Origin of the sequence: Streptomyces sp. UG1, assembly GCF_049974585.1 — a bacterium.
GTDB lineage: Bacteria > Actinomycetota > Actinomycetes > Streptomycetales > Streptomycetaceae > Streptomyces.
This window is the reverse complement of sequence record NZ_JBNGGG010000048.1, coordinates 74,772-98,388: the sequence shown is the minus strand read 5'-3', so window position 1 is coordinate 98,388 and position 23,617 is coordinate 74,772. Positions and strand designations below refer to the sequence as shown.

Genomic DNA, 23,617 nt, shown 5'->3' with positions numbered 1-23,617 from the left:
GCCGAGCCCCGCACGACGGCCAGTACCCGGTGGCCGTTGCGCTCCGCGTCCGACAACCGCTCCACCAGCAGCATGCCGACCCCCTCAGCCCACCCGACGCCGTCGGCGGAGTCGGCGAAGGCCTTGCAGCGGCCGTCGGGGGCGAGGCCGCGCTGGCGGCTGAACTCCACGAAGGTGGCCGGGGTGGCCATCACCGTCACCCCGCCCGCGAGGGCGAGGTCGCACTCGCCGCTGCGCAGGGCCTGGGCCGCGAGGTGCAGGGCGACCAGGGAGGAGGAGCACGCCGTGTCGACAGTCACCGCCGGTCCCTCCAGACCGAAGGTGAAGGCGATACGGCCGGAGGCCACGCTGGCGTGGCTGCCGTTGCGCAGATAGCCCTCCAGTTCCTCCGGTGCGTGCTGCAACCGGCCGCCGTAGTCGCCGTACATGACGCCGGTGAAGACGCCGGTCGTGCTGCCGCGCAGGGTGGCCGGGTCGATTCCGGCGCATTCGAAGGTCTCCCAGGAGACCTCCAGCAGGAGCCGTTGCTGCGGATCGGTGGCCAGGGCCTCGCGCGGGCTCATGCCGAAGAAGTCGGGGTCGAAGTCGCCGGCGTCGTGCAGGAATCCGCCGTGGCGGGTGTACACCTTTCCGGCCCGTGCGGGGTCGGCGTCGTAGAGGTCGTCGATGTTCCAGCCACGGTCCGCGGGCATGTCGCCGATGGCGTCGGTCCCCTCGGCGACGAGGCGCCACAGGTCCTCCGCGGACCGCACACCACCCGGGTAACGGCAGCCGATCCCGACGATCGCGACAGGTTCGTCGTACGCCCCGGCCCTGCTCGACGGTACCGCCGCGCTCTCCCGGGCGCCGGTGAGCTCGCACCGCAGGTGCCGGGCGAGTCCGCGGGGTGTCGGGTGGTCGAAGACCAGGGATGCGGGCAGCCGCAGTCCGGTGGCCGTGGTCAGTCGGTTGCGCAGTTCCACCGCGGTGAGCGAGTCGAAGCCCAGCTCCCTGAACGCCCGGTCAGCGTCGAGTCCGTTGCTCGCTGCGTGGCCCAGCACTGCCGACGCATGCGTGCCGACGAGGTCCAGCAGCATGCCCTCCTGCTCGTCCGCGGACAGCCCAGCCAGGCGTTGGGGCAGGCCGGAGGCGTCTGCTTCGGGGGCTGCCGCGGCGACCCGCCGTAGGGGTGTACGGAGCAACCCGCACAGAACGGGCGGGAGTTGGCCGGCCGTGGCCTGTGCGCGTACGGCGGTGAGGTCGAACCGGGTTGCCACCAGTGCCGGTCGGCCGGTGGTCAGCGCCGTGTCGAAGAGGGCGAGGCCGCGCTCCGAGGAGATCGGCAGGACGCCACCGCCGAGCATGCGGGCGCGATCGCCGTCCTCCATGTGTGCCGTCATGCCGCTGGTCTGCTCCCACAGGCCCCAGGCGAGGGAGGTGGCGGGCAGGCCCTGTGTGTGGCGGTGGTGGGCGAGGGCGTCCAGGAAGGTGTTCGCGGCGGCGTAGTTGGCCTGCCCCGGACTGCCGAGCGTTCCGGTGATGGAGGAGAACAGGACGAAGGCGGCGAGGTCGTGGTCCTGGGTGAGGTGGTGCAGATTCCACGCGGCGTCGGCCTTGGGGCGCAGGACGGTGTCGAGGCGGTCCGGGGTCAGGGACTGCACGGTGGCGTCGTCGAGGACGCCGGCGGCGTGGATGACGGCGGTGAGGGGGTGCTCGTCGGGAATGCCGGCCAGCAGTGCGGCCAGCGCCTCGCGGTCGGCGGCGTCGCACGCGGCGATGGTCACCTCCGCACCGTGGGCGAGGAGTTCGGCCTCCAGTTCCAGGGCGCCGGGCGCCGAGGCGCCGCCGCGGCTGGTGAGCAGCAGATGCCGTACGCCATGCCGCTCCACCAGGTGACGGGCGACCAGGCTGCCGAGGGCCCCGGTGCCACCAGTGATCAGAACGGTGCCGGCCGGGTCGAGCGCGGACGCGGCGGCGTCCTGGGTGGGCGCGGTGCGGGACAGCCGGGGGATGTGCGCGGTTCCGGCGCGCAGGGCGAGTTGGGGTTCGCCGTCGGCCAGGGCCTGGGGCAGGGCGGTCGTGGAGGCTTCGTCGTCGTCGAGGTCGATCAGGACCAGACGGCCCGGATGCTCGGACTGGGCGCTTCGGACCAGGCCCCATACGGCGGACGCGGGTTCATCGGCCACGTCCGCGCCGGTCCAAGCGCCGCTCCCGCCTTCCGGTGAGCCGGGTACAACCACGGCCCCGCGGGTGAGGACGACCAGGCGGGCGTCGGCGACCTCCTCGTGGGAGAGCCACTCCTGGATCAGCCGGAGCACGTGCCTGGTGAGGGCGTGGGCCCGTGCGGCGGCGTCGGCGCTGCCGGGTGCGCCGTCTGCGGCCGGTACAGATGCGAACACACAGTCGGGCACCACGCCTCCCGCCATGACCGACTCTGCCAGCGCGTCGACACCGAGATGGATCTCGGGCCGCACACCGTCCGGCCCCGTCACCCGCTCGGCCGCTTCGGCGTCGAGGGCTGCCCAACCGGCCGGTGGCGCGCACGAGGCGACGGGAGCGACGGTGGAAGCGATCGCGGGCGCCGCCGCCGTGGCTCCGGTTTCCGTGGCCGCCTGGGCCGGGGCCGGGATCCACTGCACGTGATACAGCGCGCCCTCATGGCCGCTACCGCCCTCGATGAGCCGGTCGGGTGGCGCACCGCGCAGCGTGAGGGACGCGACGGTGAGGACGGGCGCACCGGACGGGTCGGTGATCGTTGCCGTGACCGTGTCGTCGGCGGCCCGCGACCAACGGACCAGGCCCGCGGTCGCTCCTGTGGCGTGCAGGGTGACGCCGGTCCAGGAGAACGGGAGTCGGATGTGCCCCTGGGCGTCGACGCCCAGCCGGCCGGCCGGTGCCAGCCCGTGCAGCGCCGCGTCCAGCAGGGCCGGATGGATACCGAACCGGGCCGCGTCCGCCTGCTGGTCCTCGTCCAGGCGTACCTCGGCGTAGTGGTCGTCACCGTGCCGCCAAGCCGCCCGCAGGCCCTGGAAGGACGGTCCGTACTCGTACCCCTGGTCGGCAAGCCCGTCGTACAACTCGGAGACTGAGACGGGGGTTGCGCCCGCCGGGGGCCGAGTACCGGGGCTCTCTCCAGGGTCGGCGGCAGGGCCGGTGCCGAGCAGCCCGGTGGCATGGCGGGTCCAGGGCTCGTCGTCGGCGGTCTGCGGCCGGGCGTGCACGCTGACGCGTCGGCGGCCGTTCTCGTCCGGCGGGGCCACCGTCAGCTGGAGGCACACCGCTGTCCGTTCGGTCAGGACGAGGGGTGCCTCGAGAGTGAGGTCGTCGATGCGATGGCAGCCGGTGCGGCCGGCCGCGTGCAGCACCAGTTCGACGAAGGCGGCGCCGGGCAGCAGGGCGGTGCCGTGGACGGCGTGGTCGGCCAGCCACGGGTGGGTCTGCAGTGACACCCGGCCTGTCAGCACCAGCCGGTCGTCGTCGGCGAGGGCGACCTCGGCGCCGAGGAGGGGATGGCCGGCGTCGCCGAGTCCGAGGCCGGCGGCGTCCGTCGCCACGCCGCCGGACGGCAGCCAGTGGCGCTCGCGCTGGAAGGGGTAGGTGGGCAGGTCGACCGGGCGGTTGCCGTCGCCGGTGAGGAGGGGCCGCCAGTCGACGGTCGTGCCCCGTACGTGGGCCTCGGCCAGGGAGGCGGCAAACCGGGTCCAGCCGCCTTCGCCGCGGCGCAGTGATCCGATGGCGGCGGCGCCCTGGGCCCCGGCGTCGTCGAGCGTCTCCTGGACCGCCATCGTCAGCACCGGGTGCGGGCTGGTCTCGATGAAGGTGCGGTGTCCGGCGGCGAGCAGGGCGCGGGTGGTCTCTTCGAAGCGCACGGTCCGGCGCAGGTTGCGATACCAGTACTCGGCGGTCAGTTCGGCAGTGTCGATCGGGGCGGCGGTGACGGTGGAGTAGAAGGCGACGGCGGTGGGCCGGGGGCTGATGCCCGACAGGACGTCCAGGAGGTGCGCGTGGAGGGACTCCACATGGGCGCTGTGCGAGGCGTAGTCGACGGGGATTCTGCGGGCCCGTGTGCCGTCGGCCGTGCATATGGCGACGATCTCGTCGATGGCGTCGGGGTCGCCGGAGACGACGGTGGAGGCCGGGCCGTTGATCGTGGCGATGTCGAGACGGCCCCGCCACCGTTCCAGCAGCGGCGCCACCCGCTCTGCCGGGAGCGCGAGGGAGGCCATGCCCCCGGTGCCGGCCAGCGCGACGAGGGCGCGGCTGCGCAGAGCGACGACGGCCGCGGCATCCTCCAGGGACAGCGCGCCGGAGACGGCGGCGGCGGCGATCTCTCCCTGGGAGTGCCCGACCACCGCGTCCGGGTGGACACCGAAGGAGCGCCACAGTTCGGCGAGCGACACCATCACCGCGAACAGGGCGGGCTGGACCACGTCGACCCGGTCCAGCGTCGGCGCGCCCTCGGCTCCCCGGAGCACATCGGTGAGCTGCCAGTCCACGTGCGGCGCCAGGGCCTCGGCGCAGGCGTCCATCCGCTCCCGGAAGACGGGGGCCGTGGCCAGCAGGTCGAGCGCCATACCGGCCCACTGCGAGCCCTGGCCCGGGAAGACGAACACGGTCCGGCCCGGGTCGCCCGCCACGCCGCGCACCAGTTGTGGCGCGGCCGAGCCCTCGGACAACGCGCGCAGGCCCTCGATGCGGCCTTCCCGGTCGCCGCCGAGGAGCACGGCTCGGTGGCCGAACGTGGCGCGGCTGGTGAGCAGCGAGCGGCCGATGTCGTGGGCGTCCAGGTCCGGGGCGGCCGCCACGAGTTCAACGAGCCGCCGGGCCTGGTCCTGCAGGGCCTGACCTGTCTTGGCGGAGACGAGCCAGGGCACGACGGGGGCGGCGGGGCGGCTCTCGTCGGCGACAGCGCTCGTGGGTGCGGCCGGCGCCTCCTCGATGATCACGTGTGCGTTGGTGCCGCTGATGCCGAACGACGACACCGCCGCCCGGCGTGGTCCGTCGGCACAGCGCGGCCAGGGCCTGGCCGCGGTGAGCAGCGACACTGCGCCGGCGGACCAGTCGACGTGCGGACTGGGCTCGTCGACGTGCAGGGTCTTCGGCAGTTGTCCGTGTCGCAGGGCCATCACCATCTTGATGACGCCGCCGACGCCCGCCGCGGCCTGCGCGTGCCCGATGTTGGACTTCAGCGAACCGAGCCATACGGGCTGGCCGGTGGGGCGGTGCTGCCCGTAGGTGGCGATGACGGCCTCGGCCTCGATGGGGTCGCCGAGCGTTGTCCCGGTGCCGTGTGCCTCGACGACGTCGATCTGGTCGGCGCGCAGCCTGGCGTTGGCCAGTGCCTGCCGGATCAGCCGTTCCTGCGACGGGCCGTTGGGGGCCGCGAGCCCGTTGCTGGCTCCGTCCTGGTTGATCGCCGAGCCGCGCAGCACGGCGAGCACCTGATGGCCGTCGCGGCGCGCGTCCGCAAGCCGTTCCAGTACGACCATGCCGGCGCCCTCGGCCCATGCGGTGCCGTCGGCGGACGCCGCGAACGCCTTGCACCGGCCGTCGCGGGCGAGCCCGCGCTGGCGGCTGAACTCCACGAACATGCCGGGTCCCGCCATGACCGCGGCGCCTCCCGCCAGGGCCGTCGAGCAGTCGCCCTGCCGCAGTGCCTGGATGGCCAGGTGCAGGGCGACGAGCGACGACGAGCAGGCGGTGTCCACGGTCACCGCGGGGCCCTCCAGGCCGAGGGTGTACGCCACCCGGCCGGAGGCGACACTCGGCGTGCCGCCTGTCAGGAGGTGGCCGCCGAGCCCTTCGGGAGCCTTGTGCAGCGGTGGCCCGTAGTCCTGGGCGGTGGCGCCCACGAAGACGCCGGCCGGTGCGCCGCGCAGGGTGAGTGGGTCGATGCCTCCCCGTTCGAGAGCCTCCCAGGCGACCTCCAGCAGCAGTCGCTGCTGCGGGTCCATGGCCAGCGCCTCGCGTGGGCTGATGCCGAAGAAGGCCGGGTCGAACTCGTCGGCGTCGTACAGGAATCCGCCCTGGCGGACGTAGCTGGTGCCGTTCGTCTCGGGCGAGGGGTCGTAGAGGGTGTCGATGTCCCAGCCACGGTTGGCCGGAAAGGGCCCGATGGCGTCCCGTTCCTCGTGCACGAGCCGCCACAACTGTTCGGGCGAGTCGGCGCCACCCGGGAAGCGGCAGGCCATGCCGACGATGGCGATCGGCTCGTCGTCCGCCGTGGTGGCCGGTGCCACCAGGGTCGGCGGGGTGGCCGTCTTCGTCAGTTCGGCCAGTAGATACCGGACCAGCGCGGCGGGTGTCGGGTGGTTGAAGGTGAGGCCCGTGGGCAGACGCAGCCCGGTCGTGGCCGACAGTCGGTTGCGGAGTTCGACGGCGAGCGACGAGTCGAGGCCGAGGTCCTTGAAGGCCCGGTCGCCGTCCACCGCGTCGGGGGTCACATGCCCGAGGACGAGGGCCACCTGCGTGCGGACCAGGTCCAGCAGGGCCCGCTCCCGTTCGTCTTCGGCCAGCGCCACCAGCCGGTCCGCCCAGGACGGCGTGCGGTCGTCGGAGGGGTCTTCGGACGCTGGGGCGGGGGCGTCCGCAAGCGGCATCGGGGCGTCGGCGGGTGCATCGGCCGGCTCGGGCCAGTGGCGCCGTCGTTGGAAGGCGTACGTGGGCAGGTCCACGCGTCGTGGCCGGTGCGGGGCGAGGACCGCGTCCCAGGCGACGGGGCTGCCGTGGACGTGGAGCCGGGCCAGGGCGGTGAGCACCGCTTCCGGTTCCGGCCGCCCGGAGTGCAGGGTCGACACGAGTACGGGGGCGTCGGCGACGGTGTCGAGGCAGTCCTCCGCCATGCCGGTCAGCACACCGCCGGGGCCGAGTTCGAGGTAGGCGGTGGTTCCATCGGCGTGCAGGGTGCGGATGCCGTCGAGGAACCGCACGGCCTGCCGGGCGTGCCGGGCCCAGTACTCGGGTGTGCCCAGGTCCTGCGACTGGGCCGGGCGGCCGTCCAGGTTGGAGACGACGGGGATGCGCGCCGGAGCGTACGACAGCCCGGCGGCGACCTCGGTGAACTCGGCCAGCATCGGCTCCATCAGCGAGGAGTGGAAGGCGTGGCTGACGCGCAGCCGTTTCACCTTTCGTCCCTCGGACCGCCACCGCTCAGCCAGTTCCAGGGCCGTGTCCGCCACGCCGGACACGACGACGGAGCGGGGGCCGTTCACGGCGGCGATACCGACGCGGCCGTCCGTGCCGGCGAGCGACGCCAGGACCTCGTCCTCCCTGGCCTCGACGGCCACCATTGCCCCGCCGGGCGGCAGTTGCTGCATGAGCCGGCCACGCGCGGCGACCAGGGCGCAGGCATCCTCCAGGGACAGCACGCCGGCCGCATGGGCAGCGGTGATCTCGCCGACGGAGTGGCCGATGAGCGTGTCGGCGCGCACGCCCCAGTACTCGAAGAGGCGGTAGAGCGCGGTCTCCACGGCGAACAGGGCGGCCTGTGTGTAACGGGTGAGGTGCAGCAACTCGGCGTCGGCCGATCCCTGTTCGGCGAAGACGACGCGCCGCAGCGGACGGTCGAGGTGGGCGTCGAGGTGTCGGCCGACGGCGTCGAACGCCGCGGCGAACGGGGGGAACTCCTCGTACAGTTCGCGTCCCATGCGCGCGTACTGGCTGCCCTGACCGGTGAACAGCACCGCGAGCCGGGCCACGTCGCTGACGGACCCCGCGCATACCAGCCCGGCGGCGGGCTCCCCGGCGGCAAGCGCCCGCAGGCCGTTCAGCAGGTCGTCCGTGTCCCGGCCCAGGAGCACCGCGCGATCCTCGAAGGCCGTGCGCGTCGTGGCGAGCGACCAGGCGATGTCCGCCGGAGCGGCGGCGGGACCGGTACCGAGGTGCGCCCGCAGCCGATCGGCCTGCGCGCACAGCGCTGCGGCGCCGCGACCGGACACGAGCCAGGGCACGACGGGCGGTGCGGCCTCCGCGTCCCCGGCGGGCAGAGCCGCGTTCCGCTCCCTGTGACCGGGCGGCTCGGCGAGGATCACATGGCAGTTGGTGCCGCCCATGCCGAAGGAGCTCACCCCGGCCAGCAGAGGCCGGTCCTCGTGCGGCCACGGGCCGAGGTCGCGCTGAACACGGAGATGCAGCGCGTCCAGCGGAATGCCGGGGTGGGGTGTGACGAAGTTGAGGCTGGCGGGGAGTTGCCGGTTACGGATGGCCAGGGTGGCCTTGATCAGCCCGACGATGCCCGCGGCGCCTTCCAGATGGCCGACGTTGGTCTTCGCCGAGCCGACCACCAAGGCGGACCCGGGGTTGCGGTCGGTCCCGTACACGGAACCCAGCGCGGACGCCTCCACGGGATCGCCGACCCGGGTGCCCGTACCGTGCAACTCCACGTACTGCACGTCCCGCGGATCCACTCCGGCGTCGCCGCAGGCCCGCCGGATCGCCTCTTCCTGGGCTCGCGGGCTGGGTACCGTCAGGGCGTCGGTGGCGCCGTCGTTGTTCAGAGCGCTGCCGCGGATCACGCAGTGGATCGGGTCCCCGTCGGCGAGCGCCGCCGCCAGCGGTTTCAGTACGACGAAACCGCCGCCCTCGCCCCGGACGTAGCCGTTGGCCCGGGCGTCGAAGGTGTGGCTGCGCCCGTCCGGGGAGAGCGCGCCGAACTCGGCGGTCATCGCGGTGCTGTCGGATCCGATGATCAGCTGGACACCACCGGCCAGCGCAAGGTCGCACTCCCCCGCGAGCAGGCTGCGGCGGGCGAGGTGGACGGCGGTCAGCGAGGAGGCCTGGGCGGTGTCGACGGTGAGGCTGGGTCCGTGCAGCCCCAGTGCGTAGGACAGCCGGTTGGCGATGATCCCGCGGTTGGTGCCGGTCAGCGTGTGCTGGGTGTACGCGCCGCGCCTGGCGAGCAGGGTGGCGTAGTCGTCGGCGATGGCTCCGACGAACACACCCGTCGCGCTGCCGTCGAGGGTCCGTGGGAGGAGTGCGGCGTTCTCCAGCGCCTCCCAGCCGAGTTCGAGGGCGAGCCGCTGCTGCGGGTCCATCTGGGCGGCTTCCCGCGGGGAGATGCCGAAGAAGTCCGCGTCGAAGTGGTCGATCCGGTCCAGCAGTCCGGCGTGCCGCGGCAGCCGCTCCTCGGGGTCGCCGGTGGTGCCGAGCCGGTCGCCGAGGCGCTGGGTGACCGCGCTGCGGCCGGCCGCCAGCAGTTCCCAGAAGGCCTCCGGATCGGGCGCCCCGGGGAGGCGGCAGGACAGCCCGATGACGGCGAGAGGGGTGTCGCAGGCCCTTGTGCCGTCGGCTGCGGTCCCGGCCCGGGGAAGCATCGCCATCTGCCGTCCTCCTGTATCCGTGTGCCGGCGAGCGCGCAGCAGAACCACGGCCGCCATCTCAATTCACGACCCGCAGCGGCCCTCATTCCGCGGGCGGGCAAAACCGCAGGCAAAAACGGGCCCTGGGAAAACGCCTAGGGCAATTCCCGGGACACGGAAGGCCGATTCACGCCATTGCGCAGTCTTGTCCGGCGGCCTTAAGCCCGTCTAACAACCCTCTTTCGCCCCGGCCCCGGGAATGACCCGGCATGGCTTCAGGACGGCTTCAGGGAGACGAAAGCGGAAAATTGTCACTCTCCGTAGTGGCGGACGTCGGCCGTGTACTCCTGCGCCCGCTGCTGTACGACCTCCGGCAGCGTGCCCTGGGCGAGGTCGGCGAGCGTTGCGGTCTCCAGCACCTGGCGCAGACTGGTGCGCACGGCCCGCCATACGTCCGGCAGGACGGCTGCCGGGCCCGGGTATTCAAGGCCGGTCAGGCTCAGGTCCCGCACCTTGGCCAGCGACCCGTCCACCGCTCGGATCACGTCTGCGAGGCTGATTTCCGCGGCCGTCGTGGCCAGCAGATATCCGCCGCGCGGGCCGCGCACGCTGTGCACCAGACCGGCCAGTCTCAGCTCGCCCAGGATGCCGAAGAGGAACCGCACCGGGATGTCCTGCCGGTCCGACAACTGCTCGGCCGTCAACGGTGTCTCGCCGGACGCGGCGAGTTCGGCCATCGCCCGCACCGCGTAATCCGTCCTTGCCGTGATCCGCATTCGGCCAATTTCTCATACGAGACCCCTCGCTGACCGACCCTGGACCTCAAGTGACTTCCGAATCATGCACAGAGCGTGAGGAGATCCCACACCGGAAACCCGCCAAAAGGGGCGCGCAGGGCCAAATCCCTGACCGTTGCGAGTAGTTCAGCGAAATGGTGAACTACTGCGCACCGGCCATGCGGCACGGGCGGTTCCGGTAGGCGTGAACCGCCCTCACCGCATGGCCGCACACGTCCGTCACATTCGGCGCGGACGACAGGTGCGCCGGTGTGTGCCGACCCGGCCGGGTTCACCGGCCGACAGGAGGCATCGCATGACTCCATCAGTCCCGCGGCATTCCGTGGCCGTCGTAGGAGCAGGCGCGGCCGGCGCCCTGGTCGCCGTGCAGCTCTGCGAAACCGCGGTCCGCCGCAGGGTTCCCCTGGACCTGTTTCTGATCGATCCGGCACCGGAGGCCGGCCGCGGCACCGCCTACGCCACACGCGATCCACGGCATCTGCTCAACGTGCCCGCCGGGAACATGAGTTGCCATCCGGACGACCCCGATCACTTCCTGCGGTGGCTGTGCCGGCACGGCGAGCCGACCGTCACTGCCGCCGACTTCGTCTCACGCCATCGCTACGGCGCCTATCTCGCCGACACGCTCGGCCGCGCCATCATCGCCGCCCATGGCGTCGTCTCCGTGCGCCGCCTGAAGGTCCGGGTCACCGACTGCCGCTGGAGCCGTGGCCCCGCCGGTCCGGCCCGGCTCGAACTGTCCGACGGTACGGCCGTCGAGGCGGACGGGGTGGTGCTGGCCACCGGCCCGGCACGTCCGTCCTCCGCATGGCTGCCGAACGCGCTGTGCACCAGCGACCGCTTCATCCCCGATCCCTGGGCGCCGGGTGCCCTCGACGCCGCGGCCGACGAGCAATGTCGCGATGACGTCCTGCTGGTCGGGACGGGGCTGACCGCTGTGGACGTGGCCCTGCGGCTGGACCGTCCCGGCCGCACGGTGCACGCGGTGTCCCGCAATGGCCGGCTCCCCGAGGCGCACGCCGTCGCCCCGCTGCCCGCCACGCCCTGTGCCGAGCCGCTGCTGGGACTGCCGCTGCCGGAGCTGCGCGCCGAGATCCGCCGGCACATCGGCCGGGCACTGCGCACCCAGGGCGACTGGCGCCCGGGCCTGGACGGACTGCGCCCGGTCACGGCCGAGTTGTGGGCGTCCCTGTCCGTCGAGGAACGCGCCGACTTCCTCGCCCGCGACGGCTCGCTGTGGAATGTGCACCGCCATCGCATGCCCCCGGCCACCGCGGAGACCGTGGCACGGATGTGCCGTACCCGGCGGCTACGGACCGCCCGCGGAGGCATCACCGATGCCCGGCAGCTGCCCGACGGGCTGCTCGCGGTCGGCCTCGGTGACGGCCGTGAGCTCCGGGTCGGCCGCGTCGTGGACTGCACGGGCCCGGGCCTGGGGCCGGCGGACCTGACCGATCCGCTGTGGGGGAACCTGCTGCGCCGCGGTGACGCCGTGACCGGCCCGCTGGGCCTCGGCGTGTCCACCGTGCACGGGCGGCTGCGCGACCGGGACGGCCGTACCGTACGCGCGCTGTGGACGCTGGGCGCACCGCGCCGCGGCGAACTGTGGGAGACCACCGCGATCCCGGAGATCCGCGTCCAGGCCCTGGCGGTGGCCGAAGCGGTGCTCGCCCGCCCGGCCGATCACTCGTCTCCGGCTGGGCGCAAGGTACGACGGCCCACCGACGGCGGCGGACTCGCCCTGAGCACCCACTCCGCCGCGGCCGCCGCCTACCGCTCGGGAGTGGACCGGCTGCTCAAGGTGCGGTTGGGGGCCCAGGAGGCGTTCCGCCGGGCCGCGGCGCTGGATCCGGGCTTCGCGTGCGCCCATGCCGCGCTCGCGCTGATCGGCCATGAGTGCGGAGCCGACGTGGACGTACCCCGCGCCCTCGCCGATGCCCAACGCTGCGCACGTGAAAGGGCCGACGAGCGAGAGCGCTCCTTCGTCGACGTGGTCTCCCGGCGCGTCCGGGGCACGACCGAGGAAGGCGACGCGGCACTCGTCCGCCACCTGGATGTCTATCCGTGCGACCGGCTGGCGCTGGCCGCCGCAGTGCCGACCATCGCCTTCTCCGGGCTGTACGACCTCGACGGCAGCGCCGCGCTGCGGCTGGTGGAGCGGACCGCTCCGGCGCACCGGGGGCACTGGTTCCACACCTCGCTGCTGGCCTTCGTACGCCAGGAGGAGGGCCGCTACGACGAGGCCGGCGTCCTGGCCGAGCAGGCGCTGGCGAGGGAGCCCGCCTCGGGACACGCCATGCACGCCCTGGCCCATGTGCACTACGAGTGCGGCGACCACGACAAGGGCCGTGCACGGCTGGACGCTTGGCTGAGCGGCCAGGGCCGCGGCGGCACGCACCGGGCCCACTTCGCCTGGCATGCCGCGCTGCACGAACTCGCCGTGGAGGATGCCGCGGCCGTGCGCCGCAGGTGGGCGACCCAACTGGCGCCCGGGAAGGTCAACGGCATCCGGGCGCTGGTGGACTCCGGTTCCCTGCTGTGGCGGGCCCGGGTGGCCGACACCTGGCAGGGCCGGCTGCCCATCGACGACGTACTCCAGTCGGTCGCCGCGGAGATCCTGGAGCATCCGGCCACCGCGTTCACGGCCCTGCATGCCGCGGTCACGCTTACCGCGGCGGGCGATCTGCCGGGGCTGCGGCGACTGCAGGCGCACGCACTGGACGCGGACCAGGTGCAGCGCGAGGTTGTTGCGCCGCTGTGCGAGGCGTTCGAGCACGTCGTGGAGGAGAACTGGGCCGAGGCGGCACGGCGACTGGAACGCATCCTGCCCTCGCTCCGCCTCGTCGGCGGCAGCGCCGCACAGCGCGAAGTCGTCGAGGAGACCCTGCTGTACGCGCTGGTGTCGGCGGGCCGCTGCGATGCGGCCCGGGCACGGCTGCAAGAACGCCTGGACCGCCGGCCCTCACCTCATGACCGGCGCTGGCTTGCTGCCCTTCCGCGCTGAACGCCCGTCGGGGGGAGGCCACTTGGGACAGGGGCTGCACGACGAGAGCCGTGCGGCCCTTCCCTTGGGACCAGCTCGCGTGAAACAGGATGACGAGGGCCGATCGCTGCCGACACACTGGACCGGGTGATCCGGGCACTGCGGCGAGCGAAGTGGGCCGTGCAGGCCGGAAGCGGTCCGCTTCCCGAACGTCACCCCGCCGGCAGTGGCCCGCCGTGACGCCCTGCGCGATGCCGATGCCGCGGCTGGACACTGCCGACTACCGGCTCAAGCAGACAGCCGCCTGATTCACGAGCTTCCCTCTCCCGGCACGGCCCCCGCCACGGGCCTGTGTCGGGGACTCGAATTCGCACGGCACTCCCTCGACGCCCCGGCTGACGAGCCAAGTCGTACCCCCGTGGCGGACACTCCCGCCTGCCCGGGATCACCTCCCCGCCACCACATCTGTTCGGCCCGGCTGCATGCCGCCGGGCCCACCGACGCTCTGAACCCACGGCACCGCTTCACGGTCAACCTCCTTAGAGAACGCTTGTGTTCACTAAGGCCGAGTCGCTATCGTCCTGGCTAGTGAACGCACACGTTCACTACTTCGCCTCTGGGGGACCTTCCTGTGACGCACGATCAGATACAGACGCAGTCACCCGTGCCCGCGCCACCGGGTCCGGCCTCACGCCCGGCACGCCCGGGCATCGCGCTCACGGTCATCGCCGCGTGCCAGCTGATGGTGGTGCTCGATGCCACCATCGTCAACATTGCCCTGCCCGACATCCAGACCACGCTGAACTTCTCCACGACCAACCTGACGTGGGTGGTCAGCGCCTACACCCTCACCTTCGGCGGCCTGCTGCTGCTCGGCGGGCGAGCCGGGGACATCCTCGGGCGCCGCAGGGTCTTCATCGCCGGCATCCTGCTGTTCACCTTCGCCTCGCTGCTCGGCGGACTCGCCCAGGAACCCTGGCAGTTGCTGGCCGCACGAGTGCTGCAGGGAATGGGCGGCGCGATCGCATCACCCACCTCGCTCGCGCTCATCACCACGACGTTTCCCGAAGGCCCCGAGCGCAACCGCGCATTCGGCATCTTCGCGGCCGTCTCCGCGGGCGGCGGCGCCATCGGACTCCTGGCCGGCGGACTGCTCACCGACTGGCTCGACTGGCGCTGGGTGCTCTTCGTCAACGTACCCATCGGCATCCTCATCGCGGCACTCGCACCGCGCTACATCAACGAGTCCGAGCGCCACCCCGGCCGCTTCGACCTGACCGGCGCGCTCACCTCGACACTCGGCATGGTCGCGCTGGTCTATGGGTTCATCAGGGCGGCGTCCGACGGCTGGCGGGACTCGCTGACGCTCGGCGCGTTCGGCGCGGCCGTGGTGCTGCTCGTCGCCTTCATGTTCGTCGAAAGCCGCGCCAAGGAACCGATCACACCCCTGCGGATGTTCGCCGACCGCAACCGCTCGGGCACGTACGTGATCATGATCAGCCTCGCGGCGGCGATGTTCGGCATGTTCTTCTACATCGTGCTGTTCGTCCAGAACGTGCTGGGCTACTCCCCCATCCGCGCCGGCCTGGCCTTCCTGCCTGTCACCGTGGTCATCGCGGTGGGCGCGGGGATATCGCAGCGACTGCTGCCGGCGCTCGGCCCCAAGCCGTTCCTGATGACCGGAACCACCCTCGTCGCCATCGGCCTGGCCTGGCAGTCCTTGGTCGACTCGGGCAGCTCCTATGTCGGCGGGGTGCTCGGCCCGATGCTGGTCTTCGGCTTCGGCATGGGACTCAACTTCGTCACCCTCACCGTGACCGCCGTATCCGGCGTCGCCCCGCGCGAGGCGGGGGCGGCCTCCGCCCTTCTCAACACGACACAGCAGGTGGGCGGTGCACTCGGTCTGTCCATCCTCACCACCGTCTTCGGCTCGGCCAGCCGCGACGAGGCGACCAAGCAAGTCGCATCGTTCATGGCCCAGGCCACGCCGGAGCAGAAGGCCGCGTTCGCCAAGACCCAACAGCTGCCTGCCCCGTGGAGCCACGAAGTCCTCGCCCAGGGGATCTCCACGGCCTTCATCCCGGCCGCCGCCATGGCCGTCCTCGCATTCGTCGTCGCTACGGTCGTCGTACGGGTCCGCAAGAGCGACTTGGAAGCCCTCAGCGGCTCGGGCGGCGGCGCCCCGGCCGCGTAAGCTCCGCGCGTCCCCCTTTCGCGGCGTCCGTAACCGACCGCCCCGCCCGCCACGGGACGTCGGCCCTACGGACGCCGTGCGGTGCCCTCTGGCCGGGCAGCCCCCGCCATCACGTCGCGGCCCGAATTCGGAACCTGATAACGCGCGTTGGAGCGCCACCGGACGCGACGACTGTGAACATCGCGCTCCCGCACATTCAAGATGAATGCCACGCAGCAGGTTGGCGGTTCGCTCGGACTGTCCATCCTCACGACGGTGTTCGGCACAGCCAGCAAGGACGAGGCGGAGAAACAACTGCCGCAGTTCATGGCGGAGGGCTCGGCCCAGCAGAAGGCGGAGTTCGCCCAGACGGGTCAGCTTCCCTGCCGGTGGGGCCATGAAGTGCTCACCCAGGGCATCTCGACGGGCGATCTTGAAGCCCTCTCCGGTACGGCGGGGCCGATGGCCGGCTGACCCGGCCGGGCCCGCACAGGGCCGCGGGTGGCTGGATCGCGTCCGGGGGACCGACGGCGAGGACGACGAACCGGCCATCCGCACCACCCGCACGGCGACCGTCCCCGGGCCGGCCCCGACGGCCCGGGGAAGCCCGAGCCCACCGAGCACCGCAGCCGCCGCTACCAGCAGCACCCCGCCCAGCACCGACATGAGTCCCATGGTTCAGCCCCCTGCACCCCTCGTGCGTCACCGGTGCATACGGCCCCCGAGGCCGCATAGCAACTGACACGACAACGGACTGCCGGTCACGCAGAGTTCCCGGCATGCACAGAAAGTTATCGAGGGGCGCCAGGTTGGGCAGAAGCGGGCTACGTCGGCGTCGGCGCCCACTCCGGGAGCGCCTCGGTCCGCTCCAACCACTCGGCCGGCGCCGCCCCGGCCTTCCCGGAGCCGATCACGCCGCCCACGATGGCGCAGGTGGTGTCGACGTCACCGCCGACCTGCGCGGTCGTCCAGAAGGCCTGCTCGTAGTCGCCCAGGGACCGTGCGGCCGACCAGAGCGTGAAAGGCACGGTGTCGTGGGCCGTCGTACGCCGCCCGCAGCCCAGGACGGCCGCGACGGTGCCGGCATCGCCGTAGTCGAGCATGTCCCGGGCGCGCCGCAGGCCCGCCCCGACCGCGCTCTTCGGAACCAGAGCGATGACGTCGTCGAGAAGGGACTCCGGGCTGGGCGGACCGCCGGGGGCACCGGCCAGCGCGGCAGCCGCGGCGACGGCCATGGCGCCGACCACGGCCTCGCGGTGCTGATGCGTGGGATAGGCCGAGATCTCGGCCTGGTGGGTCGCCTGCTCGGGGTCGTCCGCGTACCAGGCGCCCAGCGGCGCGATCCGCATCGCGGCGCCGTTGCCCCAGGATCCCTGGCCGTTGAAGAGCGCAGCCGACAGCTCACGCCAGTCCCCGCCCTCCCTGACCAGGCGCAGCAGCCGGTTGACCGCGGGGCCGTAGCCCCGGTCGAAGTCGTGATGCTCGGCGAAGGAGCGGGCCAGGGCGTCCTGGTCGATGCGGTGGTGGGCGGCCAGGACGGCGACCACGGAGCAGGCCATCTCCGTGTCGTCGGTCCACTGCCAGGAGCCGGACGGCAGCTCGCGCCGCTTGAGCAGCGGGTAGTTCACCGGCACGAAGAACTGCGAGCCCAGCGCATCCCCCACCGCGAGTCCGCGCAGGCTGGCAAGGGCGCGGTCCAGGCGCCCTTCGGGAGAGAAGTCAGCGGTCATCGCCCTGCCACTCTATCCGGTGATCCCGTACGGTTCCGGATCACGCCAGCGTTCGAACGGCCGGTTCAACGTGTACTTGCCGTCGTCCCCGAGAACGAGCATCCGCATCTCCGCGTTCCCCGGATTCGACAGCGACTCGAATTCCGCGACCGTCCAGTGGAACCAGCGCATGCAGAACAGCCGCATCGCCAGCCCATGGGTCACCAGCAGCACGTTCGGCGGGTGATCGGGCGCCTCGAAGCTGCGGAACAGGCTCTCCAGGAAGCCACCGACCCGGTCGTACACGTCGGCGCCGGACTCGCCCTGGGCGAAACGGTAGAAGAAGTGGCCGTAGGCGTCCCGATAGGACTTCTGGAGGCGTACGTCGTCGCGGTCCTGCCAGTTCCCCCAGTCCTGTTCCCGCAGCCGGGGCTCCTCCCGCACCCGTATGAGCCCGGGGTCCAGGTGGAAGGCGCGCAGTGTCTCGTGCGTACGGCGGTAGGGCGAGACGTACACGCTGACGCGCTCGCGGCCGAAGACCTCCCGCAGTCGTTTGCCCGTCTCCTCGGCCTGCCGCCAGCCCCGCTCGGTCAGAGCCAGCGCGTGGTCGGGCTCACGCTCATAGACGGTGTCATCAACATTGCCCGTTGACTCCCCGTGTCGGACAAGGACGATGCGCCGTGGTCGTGCCATGCCAAAACCCTAGATCGACCGGCGGCCGATCGAGCACTCGTACGGGCTCCATACGGCGTAGGTCACACATTTCCTGCACCAGCAGCCGCATTCAGGCGCACGCGTAACGGGTCCGGAATTCAAACCGTCCAGGTCGACTCGAGCTCCACGATGTCACCCGTGAGGGCCGCGATGTCCGCCTCCGTCTGAGCCCGCAGCGCCAGTCGCTCCACGCGCTCGGTGCGGTACTTGCCGTGCTCCGCGGCCGAGCGCCACATCGACAGCACCAGGAACTCATGACCCGGTGCCTCGCCGAACAGACCGCGGACCATGCCCGGGGAGCCGGCCATGGCGGGGTTCCAGACCTTCTCCTGCATGAGCGTGAAGTGCTCGGCGCGCTCCTCGTGGACACGACAGTGGGCCACCCGGACGAGGTCCGCGTCGGTGAAGCGCGGCTCGAAGCCGGTCTTCACGTCGAAGCGGTAGTCGAACAGTTTGACCTGTATGTCCTTGAAGGTGCCCGACTGGGCCGCCGCCAGCCTGTCGTGGGAGCGGGCCATGAAGGAGTCGTAGAAGGAACGGCTCTCCCAGAACGAGAAGATGTGCGCCACCCCCTGCCGTCCCCGGCTCCACCCACCACCCTGCCCCCGAAATCCCGGCTCCCCCAGAAGCCCCGCCCATTTTCGCTGCCCCCGCTCGAAGCCGCGGCGGTCCACCACGGTGCAGCGAATCCACTTGACCAGCACCGCGCCATGGTAAGGCCACTCAGCGTGGCGTCGGTCACGCTCGGCGAGAGAGCTGCCCGGCGCGCGCTCCCACATGCGTGGCAGGATGGACAACCGGCCTTGTCCACGAGGCAGTTCGGGCTGAGGGCAAACGCGTTACGGGGAAGGGGAAGCCTGGTGAACGCCATCAACAAGGGGCTCGGGAAGATCGAGATCTCACTCAAGTGGGACCCGAGTGCGGCCGGACAGCCACCCACCGATCTGGACATAGTGGCCGCGACATATCCGGCGAGCGATCCCTACGGGGATCCCGCCTACGTGGTGCACTTCGACAGCCGCTCGCCCGACGGCACCATCTATCTCAACCGGGACAGCAAGGACGGCAAGGGCTTCGGCTGGGACGAGGTGCTGACCGTGGAGCTCGACCGGCTCGACAGCCGGTACGCGCGCGTGATGGTCGGCGTCGTGATCCAGCAGCGCCCCGCGCAGCGCACCTTCGTCAGCGTCATCAAACCGGCCCTGCGCATCCGCGAGGGCTACACCGTCATGGCCGAGGACGACTTCGGCGGCGTCCTCGGGTCGACGGCGGCGACGGTCGCGGAGTTCGTCCGCGAGGGGTCGGGCCCGTGGGAGTTCCGTCCCGGCGTCCTCGGTTTCGAGGAAGACCCGGAGACGTTCACGGCAACCATGGGCCGCACTCGCCGACCCTGAGAGCCGCACGCACACGCGTGGAGACGCCCCGCGCGTGAGGGGACGTACGACAAAGAGGGGCGCCGACACATGGTCGGCGCCCCTCTCTCGCGGAACCTGCAGTCAGAGCCCTTCAAGGTCTGTGGTATTCCTGCCAGTTCACGCTCTGCGTCGCCGTGGCCGGGGGCCCGGGCGGTAGCCGAGCTACTCGACGGCATCCGGCGGACGGCCCGAACCTTCAGACGGCGCCCGCATCCGTCACCCGGGCCCCCGCCTGGCTCGTCCCAACGAACGTTCACCGCGCCGGCGCCCAGCCTGTTGAATGGCGATTCGGGTCTCCAAAGCACCGAGCGACGGAGATGTCATGGGCGAAGCCGAGAACACGCGACTGATGCAGCGCATCTTCGCCGGGCTCTCGGCCAGGGAACGGCCGCCCCCTGGCCGAGAGCCTCGCCGACGACTTCTGCTGGACGATCACCGGCGCGACGAAATGGTCCGGGACTTACGAGGGCAAACAGGTCGCCCTGAACGAGCTCTTTCGCCCCCTGCTGGCCCAGTTTGCGGATACATACACGAACACCGCACAGCGCTTTATCGCCGCCGGCGATTGCGCGGTGGTGGAGTGCGGGGGCCACGCCACAACCAGTGAAGGGAAGCCTTTTCACTCGGGGACCCGGACAACAGAAGGCCCCGATAACAACGACTGCCGAGACCGAGCGGATATCGATGCCGTGGGCAGCAAGTCTCTTCGCCGCGGTTGTGGGACTGATCGGCATCCCCGCCAGATGACCGGGGAGAGCCATCGCGTGTCATCGTGGACCACGCGTCCTACGACTGAGGTTGAATTAGCGACCGCAGCACCAGACGGTTCCGGTATTCGTCGGAGACTCCGGAGCAGATGACAGTGGTGGACGCGTATTCATGGCCGACTTGGTCCTGCACAACGCGTTCCGGGTAGCCAGTTCGAGCTCGTCTGGCAGGCCTGCTATTTCGCGGGCCGTTTCGAGGGCTTCATCTAGGCGACGCAGCGACAGCCGCCCACGCCTCTCAGCCACCCACAACACTGGGCGCTTCCCCGGCGAGAAAGCCGGCCGGATCTCTTCCAGGTAATGATCCAGGACATCGACGATCGCGCAACGAACAAATATCGCTCCGTAGCGCCCAAAGTCAGGAACTTTCGGGTTGCGTCGCAGATCAGGGAGTCCAAGCCGCAGGCTTCCTGGCGCCGCAGACGTCATAGTCTGCGGTCCCCGTTCTGGTTTTCCCTCGTACACACTGGAGTGAGTGTTTTTGTTCCATTCGTGCAGAGCGAAACGGCGAACCAGCCGCCCGCGCGGCTTGATCATGTCGTCCTCATCCAGGAACCGAGCTCGCTGTTGGACGACCCAGCCGTCCAACATTGCCTCGAAGATCCACCCACCCTTGAATCGCTTAGGCCACGCTGGTCACTAGCATGACGAAGGGGATCGACGCTCGGTCGATCCCCTTCGTAAACTGCTGATCAGCTAATGGTCAGCTAAATGTGCGAGCTACGGCGGATGTTGCAGCTGACGCAATTCCGCTCAGCTTCAGCTACAACCGCTGGTCGAGCCACAGCCCTCGCAGATGTAGCAGGAGCCGGCCCGCTGCATCTTGGTGCCGCACGAGAAGCACAGCGGGGCGTCGGCCTGGATGCCCAACTGCATCTCCACCAGCTCGGCGCTGGTGTGGGCCTGCTGCGGCGCGGCCTTCGCCGCCGCCCCGGCGTCGGACTTCGGAGTGGAGACGGCCTTGAGCTCCTGTGCGCGCGGGGCCGACTGGGCCAGGCCCTCGACGTCCACCTCGTCCTCGTTGGGCTCGTAGGAGCCCGTCTCCAGGTGACGCTGACGCTCCTCGGCTGAGTGGATGCCGAGCGCGGAACGCGTTTCGAAGGGCAGGAAGTCCAGCGCCAGGCGGCGGAAGATGTAGTCGACGATCGACTGCGCCATCCGCACGTCCGGGTCGTCCGTCATGCCGGCCGGCTCGAAGCGCATGTTGGTGAACTTCGAGACGTACGTCTCCAACGGCACGCCGTACTGGAGGCCGACGGAGACCGCGATGGAGAAGGCGTCCATCATGCCCGCGAGGGTCGAGCCCTGCTTGGACATCTTCAGGAAGACCTCGCCAAGACCGTCGTCCGGGTAGGAGTTGGCGGTCATGTAGCCCTCGGCGCCGCCGACCGTGAAGGACGTCGTGATGCCGGGACGACCCTTGGGGAGGCGCTTGCGGACCGGGCGGTACTCGACGACCTTCTCGACCGTCTCACGGATGGTGGCCTCGGCCTTCTCCGTGATCTCGGCCTTCTCCTTCTCCTTGGTCTTCGCGGAGAGCGGCTGGCCGACCTTGCAGTTGTCGCGGTAGATGGCGAGCGCCTTGACGCCCAGCTTCCAGGCCTCGAAGTAGATCTCCTCGACCTCTTCGACGGTCGCCGACTCAGGCATGTTGACCGTCTTGGAGAGCGCGCCGGAGATCCAGGGCTGAATCGCGGCCATCATACGGACGTGGCCCATCGCCGAGATGGAGCGCTCGCCCATGGCGCAGTCGAACACCTCGTAGTGCTCGTGCTTGAGGCCGGGGGCGTCGACGACATTGCCGTGTTCGGCGATGTGGGCGACGATCGCCTCGACCTGCTCCTCCTGGTAGCCCAGGCGGCGCAGGGCCTGCGGAACGGTGCCGTTGACGATCTGCATCGAACCGCCGCCGACCAGCTTCTTGAACTTGACCAGCGCGAGGTCGGGCTCCAGGCCCGTGGTGTCGCAGGACATCGCCAGACCGATGGTGCCGGTCGGGGCGATGACGGACGCCTGGGAGTTACGGAAACCGTTCTTCTCACCGATGCGCAGCACGTCCTGCCAGGCCTCCGTGGCGGCGGCCCAGATCGGAGTGTCGAGGTCGTCCATGCGGACGGCCTTGCCGTTGGCGTCGGCGTGCTGCTTCATGACGCGCAGGTGCGGCTGCGCGTTGCGCGCGTAACCGTCGTACGGGCCGACGACCGCGGCGAGTTCGGCGGAGCGCTTGTACGACGTGCCGGTCATCAGGGAGGTGATGGCACCGGCGAGGGCGCGGCCGCCGTCGGAGTCGTACGCGTGGCCGGTCGCCATCAGCAGGGCACCGAGGTTGGCGTAGCCGATGCCGAGCTGACGGAACGCGCGCGTGTTCTCACCGATCTTCTGCGTCGGGAAGTCCGCGAAGCAGATGGAGATGTCCATCGCGGTGATGACGAGCTCGACGATCTTGGAGAAGCGCTCGACGTCGAAGGACTGGTTGCCCTTGCCGTCGTCCTTCAGGAACTTCATCAGGTTCAGCGAGGCCAGGTTGCAGGACGTGTTGTCCAGGTGCATGTACTCGCTGCAGGGGTTCGAGCCGTTGATACGGCCGGACTCCGGGCAGGTGTGCCAGTGGTTGATGGTGTCGTCGTACTGGATGCCGGGGTCGGCGCAGGCCCAGGCGGCCTCGGCCATCTTGCGGAACAGGGCCTTGGCGTCGACCTCTTCGATGACCTCGCCGGTCATCCGCGCGCGGAGGCCGAACTTGCCGCCCGCCTCGACCGCCTTCATGAACTCGTCGTTCACACGGACCGAGTTGTTGGCGTTCTGGTACTGGACGGACGTGATGTCGTCGCCGCCCAGATCCATGTCGAAGCCCGCGTCGCGCAGCGCGCGGATCTTCTCCTCTTCCTTCACCTTGGTCTCGATGAAGTCCTCGATGTCGGGGTGGTCGACGTCGAGGATGACCATCTTGGCGGCGCGACGCGTGGCACCGCCCGACTTGATCGTTCCTGCGGAGGCGTCGGCGCCACGCATGAAGGAGACCGGACCGGAGGCGTTGCCGCCGGAGGACAGCAGCTCCTTGGAGGAGCGGATGCGGGAGAGGTTCAGGCCGGCACCGGAGCCGCCCTTGAAGATCATGCCCTCTTCCTTGTACCAGTCGAGGATCGACTCCATGGAGTCGTCGACGGCCAGGATGAAGCAGGCGGAGACCTGCTGCGGCTGAGGCGTACCGACGTTGAACCAGACGGGGCTGTTGAAGCTGAAGATCTGGTGCAGGAGGGCGTAGGCCAGCTCGTGCTCGAAGATCTCGGCGTCGGCGGGCGAGGCGAAGTACTTGTTGTCCTCGCCGGCCTTCCGATACGTCTTCACGATGCGGTCGATGAGCTGCTTCAGGCTCACCTCGCGCTGCGGGGTGCCGACGGCACCGCGGAAGTACTTGCTGGTGACGATGTTGACCGCGTTCACCGACCAGAAGTCGGGGAACTCGACGCCGCGCTGCTCGAAGTTGACCGAGCCGTCGCGCCAGTTGGTCATGACGACGTCACGGCGCTCCCAGGCCACCTCGTCGTACGGGTGCACGCCGGGGGTGGTGTGGACGCGCTCGATACGCAGTCCCTTGGCCGCCTTGCTGCCCTTGGCGCGGGAACTCCGTGCCGGACCGCTCGCCGTCTCTGTCATGCCGCCTCCCTGTACGGGCTAAAACGCCCTGAAGTGCCCCGATGTTCCCCGTGGCACGTGTTCTGTCTGGTGCTGCGGGCACCCTCTGATCGCCACCCGCAGCAGGTCTTCTGTCGCCGCCCTCTCG

Annotated in this window: 9 protein-coding genes and 1 pseudogene; 4 read left to right on the top strand and 6 right to left on the bottom strand. The window is 70.7% G+C overall.

Annotated features, from left to right (window positions below; all coding sequences use genetic code 11):
- Together ACP4J3_RS41255 and ACP4J3_RS41250 are read right to left on the bottom strand one after the other, a co-directional pair.
- Positions 1 to 9,296: SDR family NAD(P)-dependent oxidoreductase (locus ACP4J3_RS41255; RefSeq protein ID WP_426541738.1), on the bottom strand; the 9,296-nt coding region annotated here is incomplete at its 3' end.
- A gap of 290 nt (positions 9,297 to 9,586) precedes the next feature.
- Complete coding sequence (locus tag ACP4J3_RS41250) at positions 9,587 to 10,051, bottom strand: RrF2 family transcriptional regulator (protein WP_426541736.1); 465 nt, start codon at positions 10,049 to 10,051, stop codon at positions 9,587 to 9,589.
- Positions 10,052 to 10,367: 316 nt separating this feature from the next.
- Between ACP4J3_RS41250 and ACP4J3_RS41245 the strand changes: the two genes are divergently transcribed.
- From ACP4J3_RS41245 to ACP4J3_RS41235, 3 genes and pseudogenes are all read left to right on the top strand, one after another.
- Entirely contained in the window at positions 10,368 to 13,076 is a 2,709-nt protein-coding gene (locus ACP4J3_RS41245) for an FAD/NAD(P)-binding protein (RefSeq protein ID WP_426541734.1), read from the top strand.
- 643 nt (positions 13,077 to 13,719) lie between these two features.
- Positions 13,720 to 15,249, top strand: coding sequence for an MFS transporter (locus tag ACP4J3_RS41240; protein ID WP_426541732.1), 1,530 nt, complete (start codon positions 13,720 to 13,722; stop codon positions 15,247 to 15,249).
- Positions 15,250 to 15,450: 201 nt separating this feature from the next.
- Positions 15,451 to 15,702: pseudogene (locus ACP4J3_RS41235) on the top strand (MFS transporter); the annotation flags it as partial.
- A gap of 350 nt (positions 15,703 to 16,052) precedes the next feature.
- Here ACP4J3_RS41235 and ACP4J3_RS41230 read toward each other — a convergent pair.
- From ACP4J3_RS41230 to ACP4J3_RS41220, 3 genes are all read right to left on the bottom strand, one after another.
- Entirely contained in the window at positions 16,053 to 16,958 is a 906-nt protein-coding gene (locus ACP4J3_RS41230; protein WP_426541730.1) for an ADP-ribosylglycohydrolase family protein, read from the bottom strand.
- A 12-nt stretch (positions 16,959 to 16,970) separates the two neighbouring features.
- Positions 16,971 to 17,630, bottom strand: a complete 660-nt coding sequence (locus tag ACP4J3_RS41225; protein ID WP_426541728.1) for a histidine phosphatase family protein — start codon at positions 17,628 to 17,630, stop codon at positions 16,971 to 16,973.
- Positions 17,631 to 17,749: 119 nt separating this feature from the next.
- Positions 17,750 to 18,355 (bottom strand): YdbC family protein, encoded by a 606-nt coding sequence (locus ACP4J3_RS41220; RefSeq protein ID WP_426541726.1) that lies wholly within the window; start codon positions 18,353 to 18,355, stop codon positions 17,750 to 17,752.
- A gap of 156 nt (positions 18,356 to 18,511) precedes the next feature.
- Here ACP4J3_RS41220 and ACP4J3_RS41215 point away from each other — a divergent pair, with 156 nt between their 5' ends.
- The gene (locus tag ACP4J3_RS41215) at positions 18,512 to 19,045 is read left to right on the top strand and encodes a TerD family protein (RefSeq protein ID WP_426541724.1); all 534 of its coding nucleotides are present in this window, start codon (positions 18,512 to 18,514) and stop codon (positions 19,043 to 19,045) included.
- A 1,547-nt stretch (positions 19,046 to 20,592) separates the two neighbouring features.
- Here ACP4J3_RS41215 and ACP4J3_RS41210 read toward each other — a convergent pair.
- Positions 20,593 to 23,490 (bottom strand): vitamin B12-dependent ribonucleotide reductase, encoded by a 2,898-nt coding sequence (locus ACP4J3_RS41210; protein ID WP_426541722.1) that lies wholly within the window; start codon positions 23,488 to 23,490, stop codon positions 20,593 to 20,595.
- Between the last annotated feature and the right edge of the window lie 127 nt (positions 23,491 to 23,617).

Excerpts from the sequence above, each read along its gene's own strand:
- ACP4J3_RS41250 (WP_426541736.1), bottom strand. The coding sequence starts at position 10,051 with ATGCGGATCACGGCAAGGACGGATTACGCGGTGCGGGCGATGGCCGAA.
- ACP4J3_RS41245 (WP_426541734.1), top strand. The coding sequence starts at position 10,368 with ATGACTCCATCAGTCCCGCGGCATTCCGTGGCCGTCGTAGGAGCAGGC.
- ACP4J3_RS41230 (WP_426541730.1), bottom strand. The coding sequence starts at position 16,958 with ATGACCGCTGACTTCTCTCCCGAAGGGCGCCTGGACCGCGCCCTTGCC.
- ACP4J3_RS41225 (WP_426541728.1), bottom strand. The coding sequence starts at position 17,630 with ATGGCACGACCACGGCGCATCGTCCTTGTCCGACACGGGGAGTCAACG.
- ACP4J3_RS41210 (WP_426541722.1), bottom strand. The coding sequence starts at position 23,490 with ATGACAGAGACGGCGAGCGGTCCGGCACGGAGTTCCCGCGCCAAGGGC.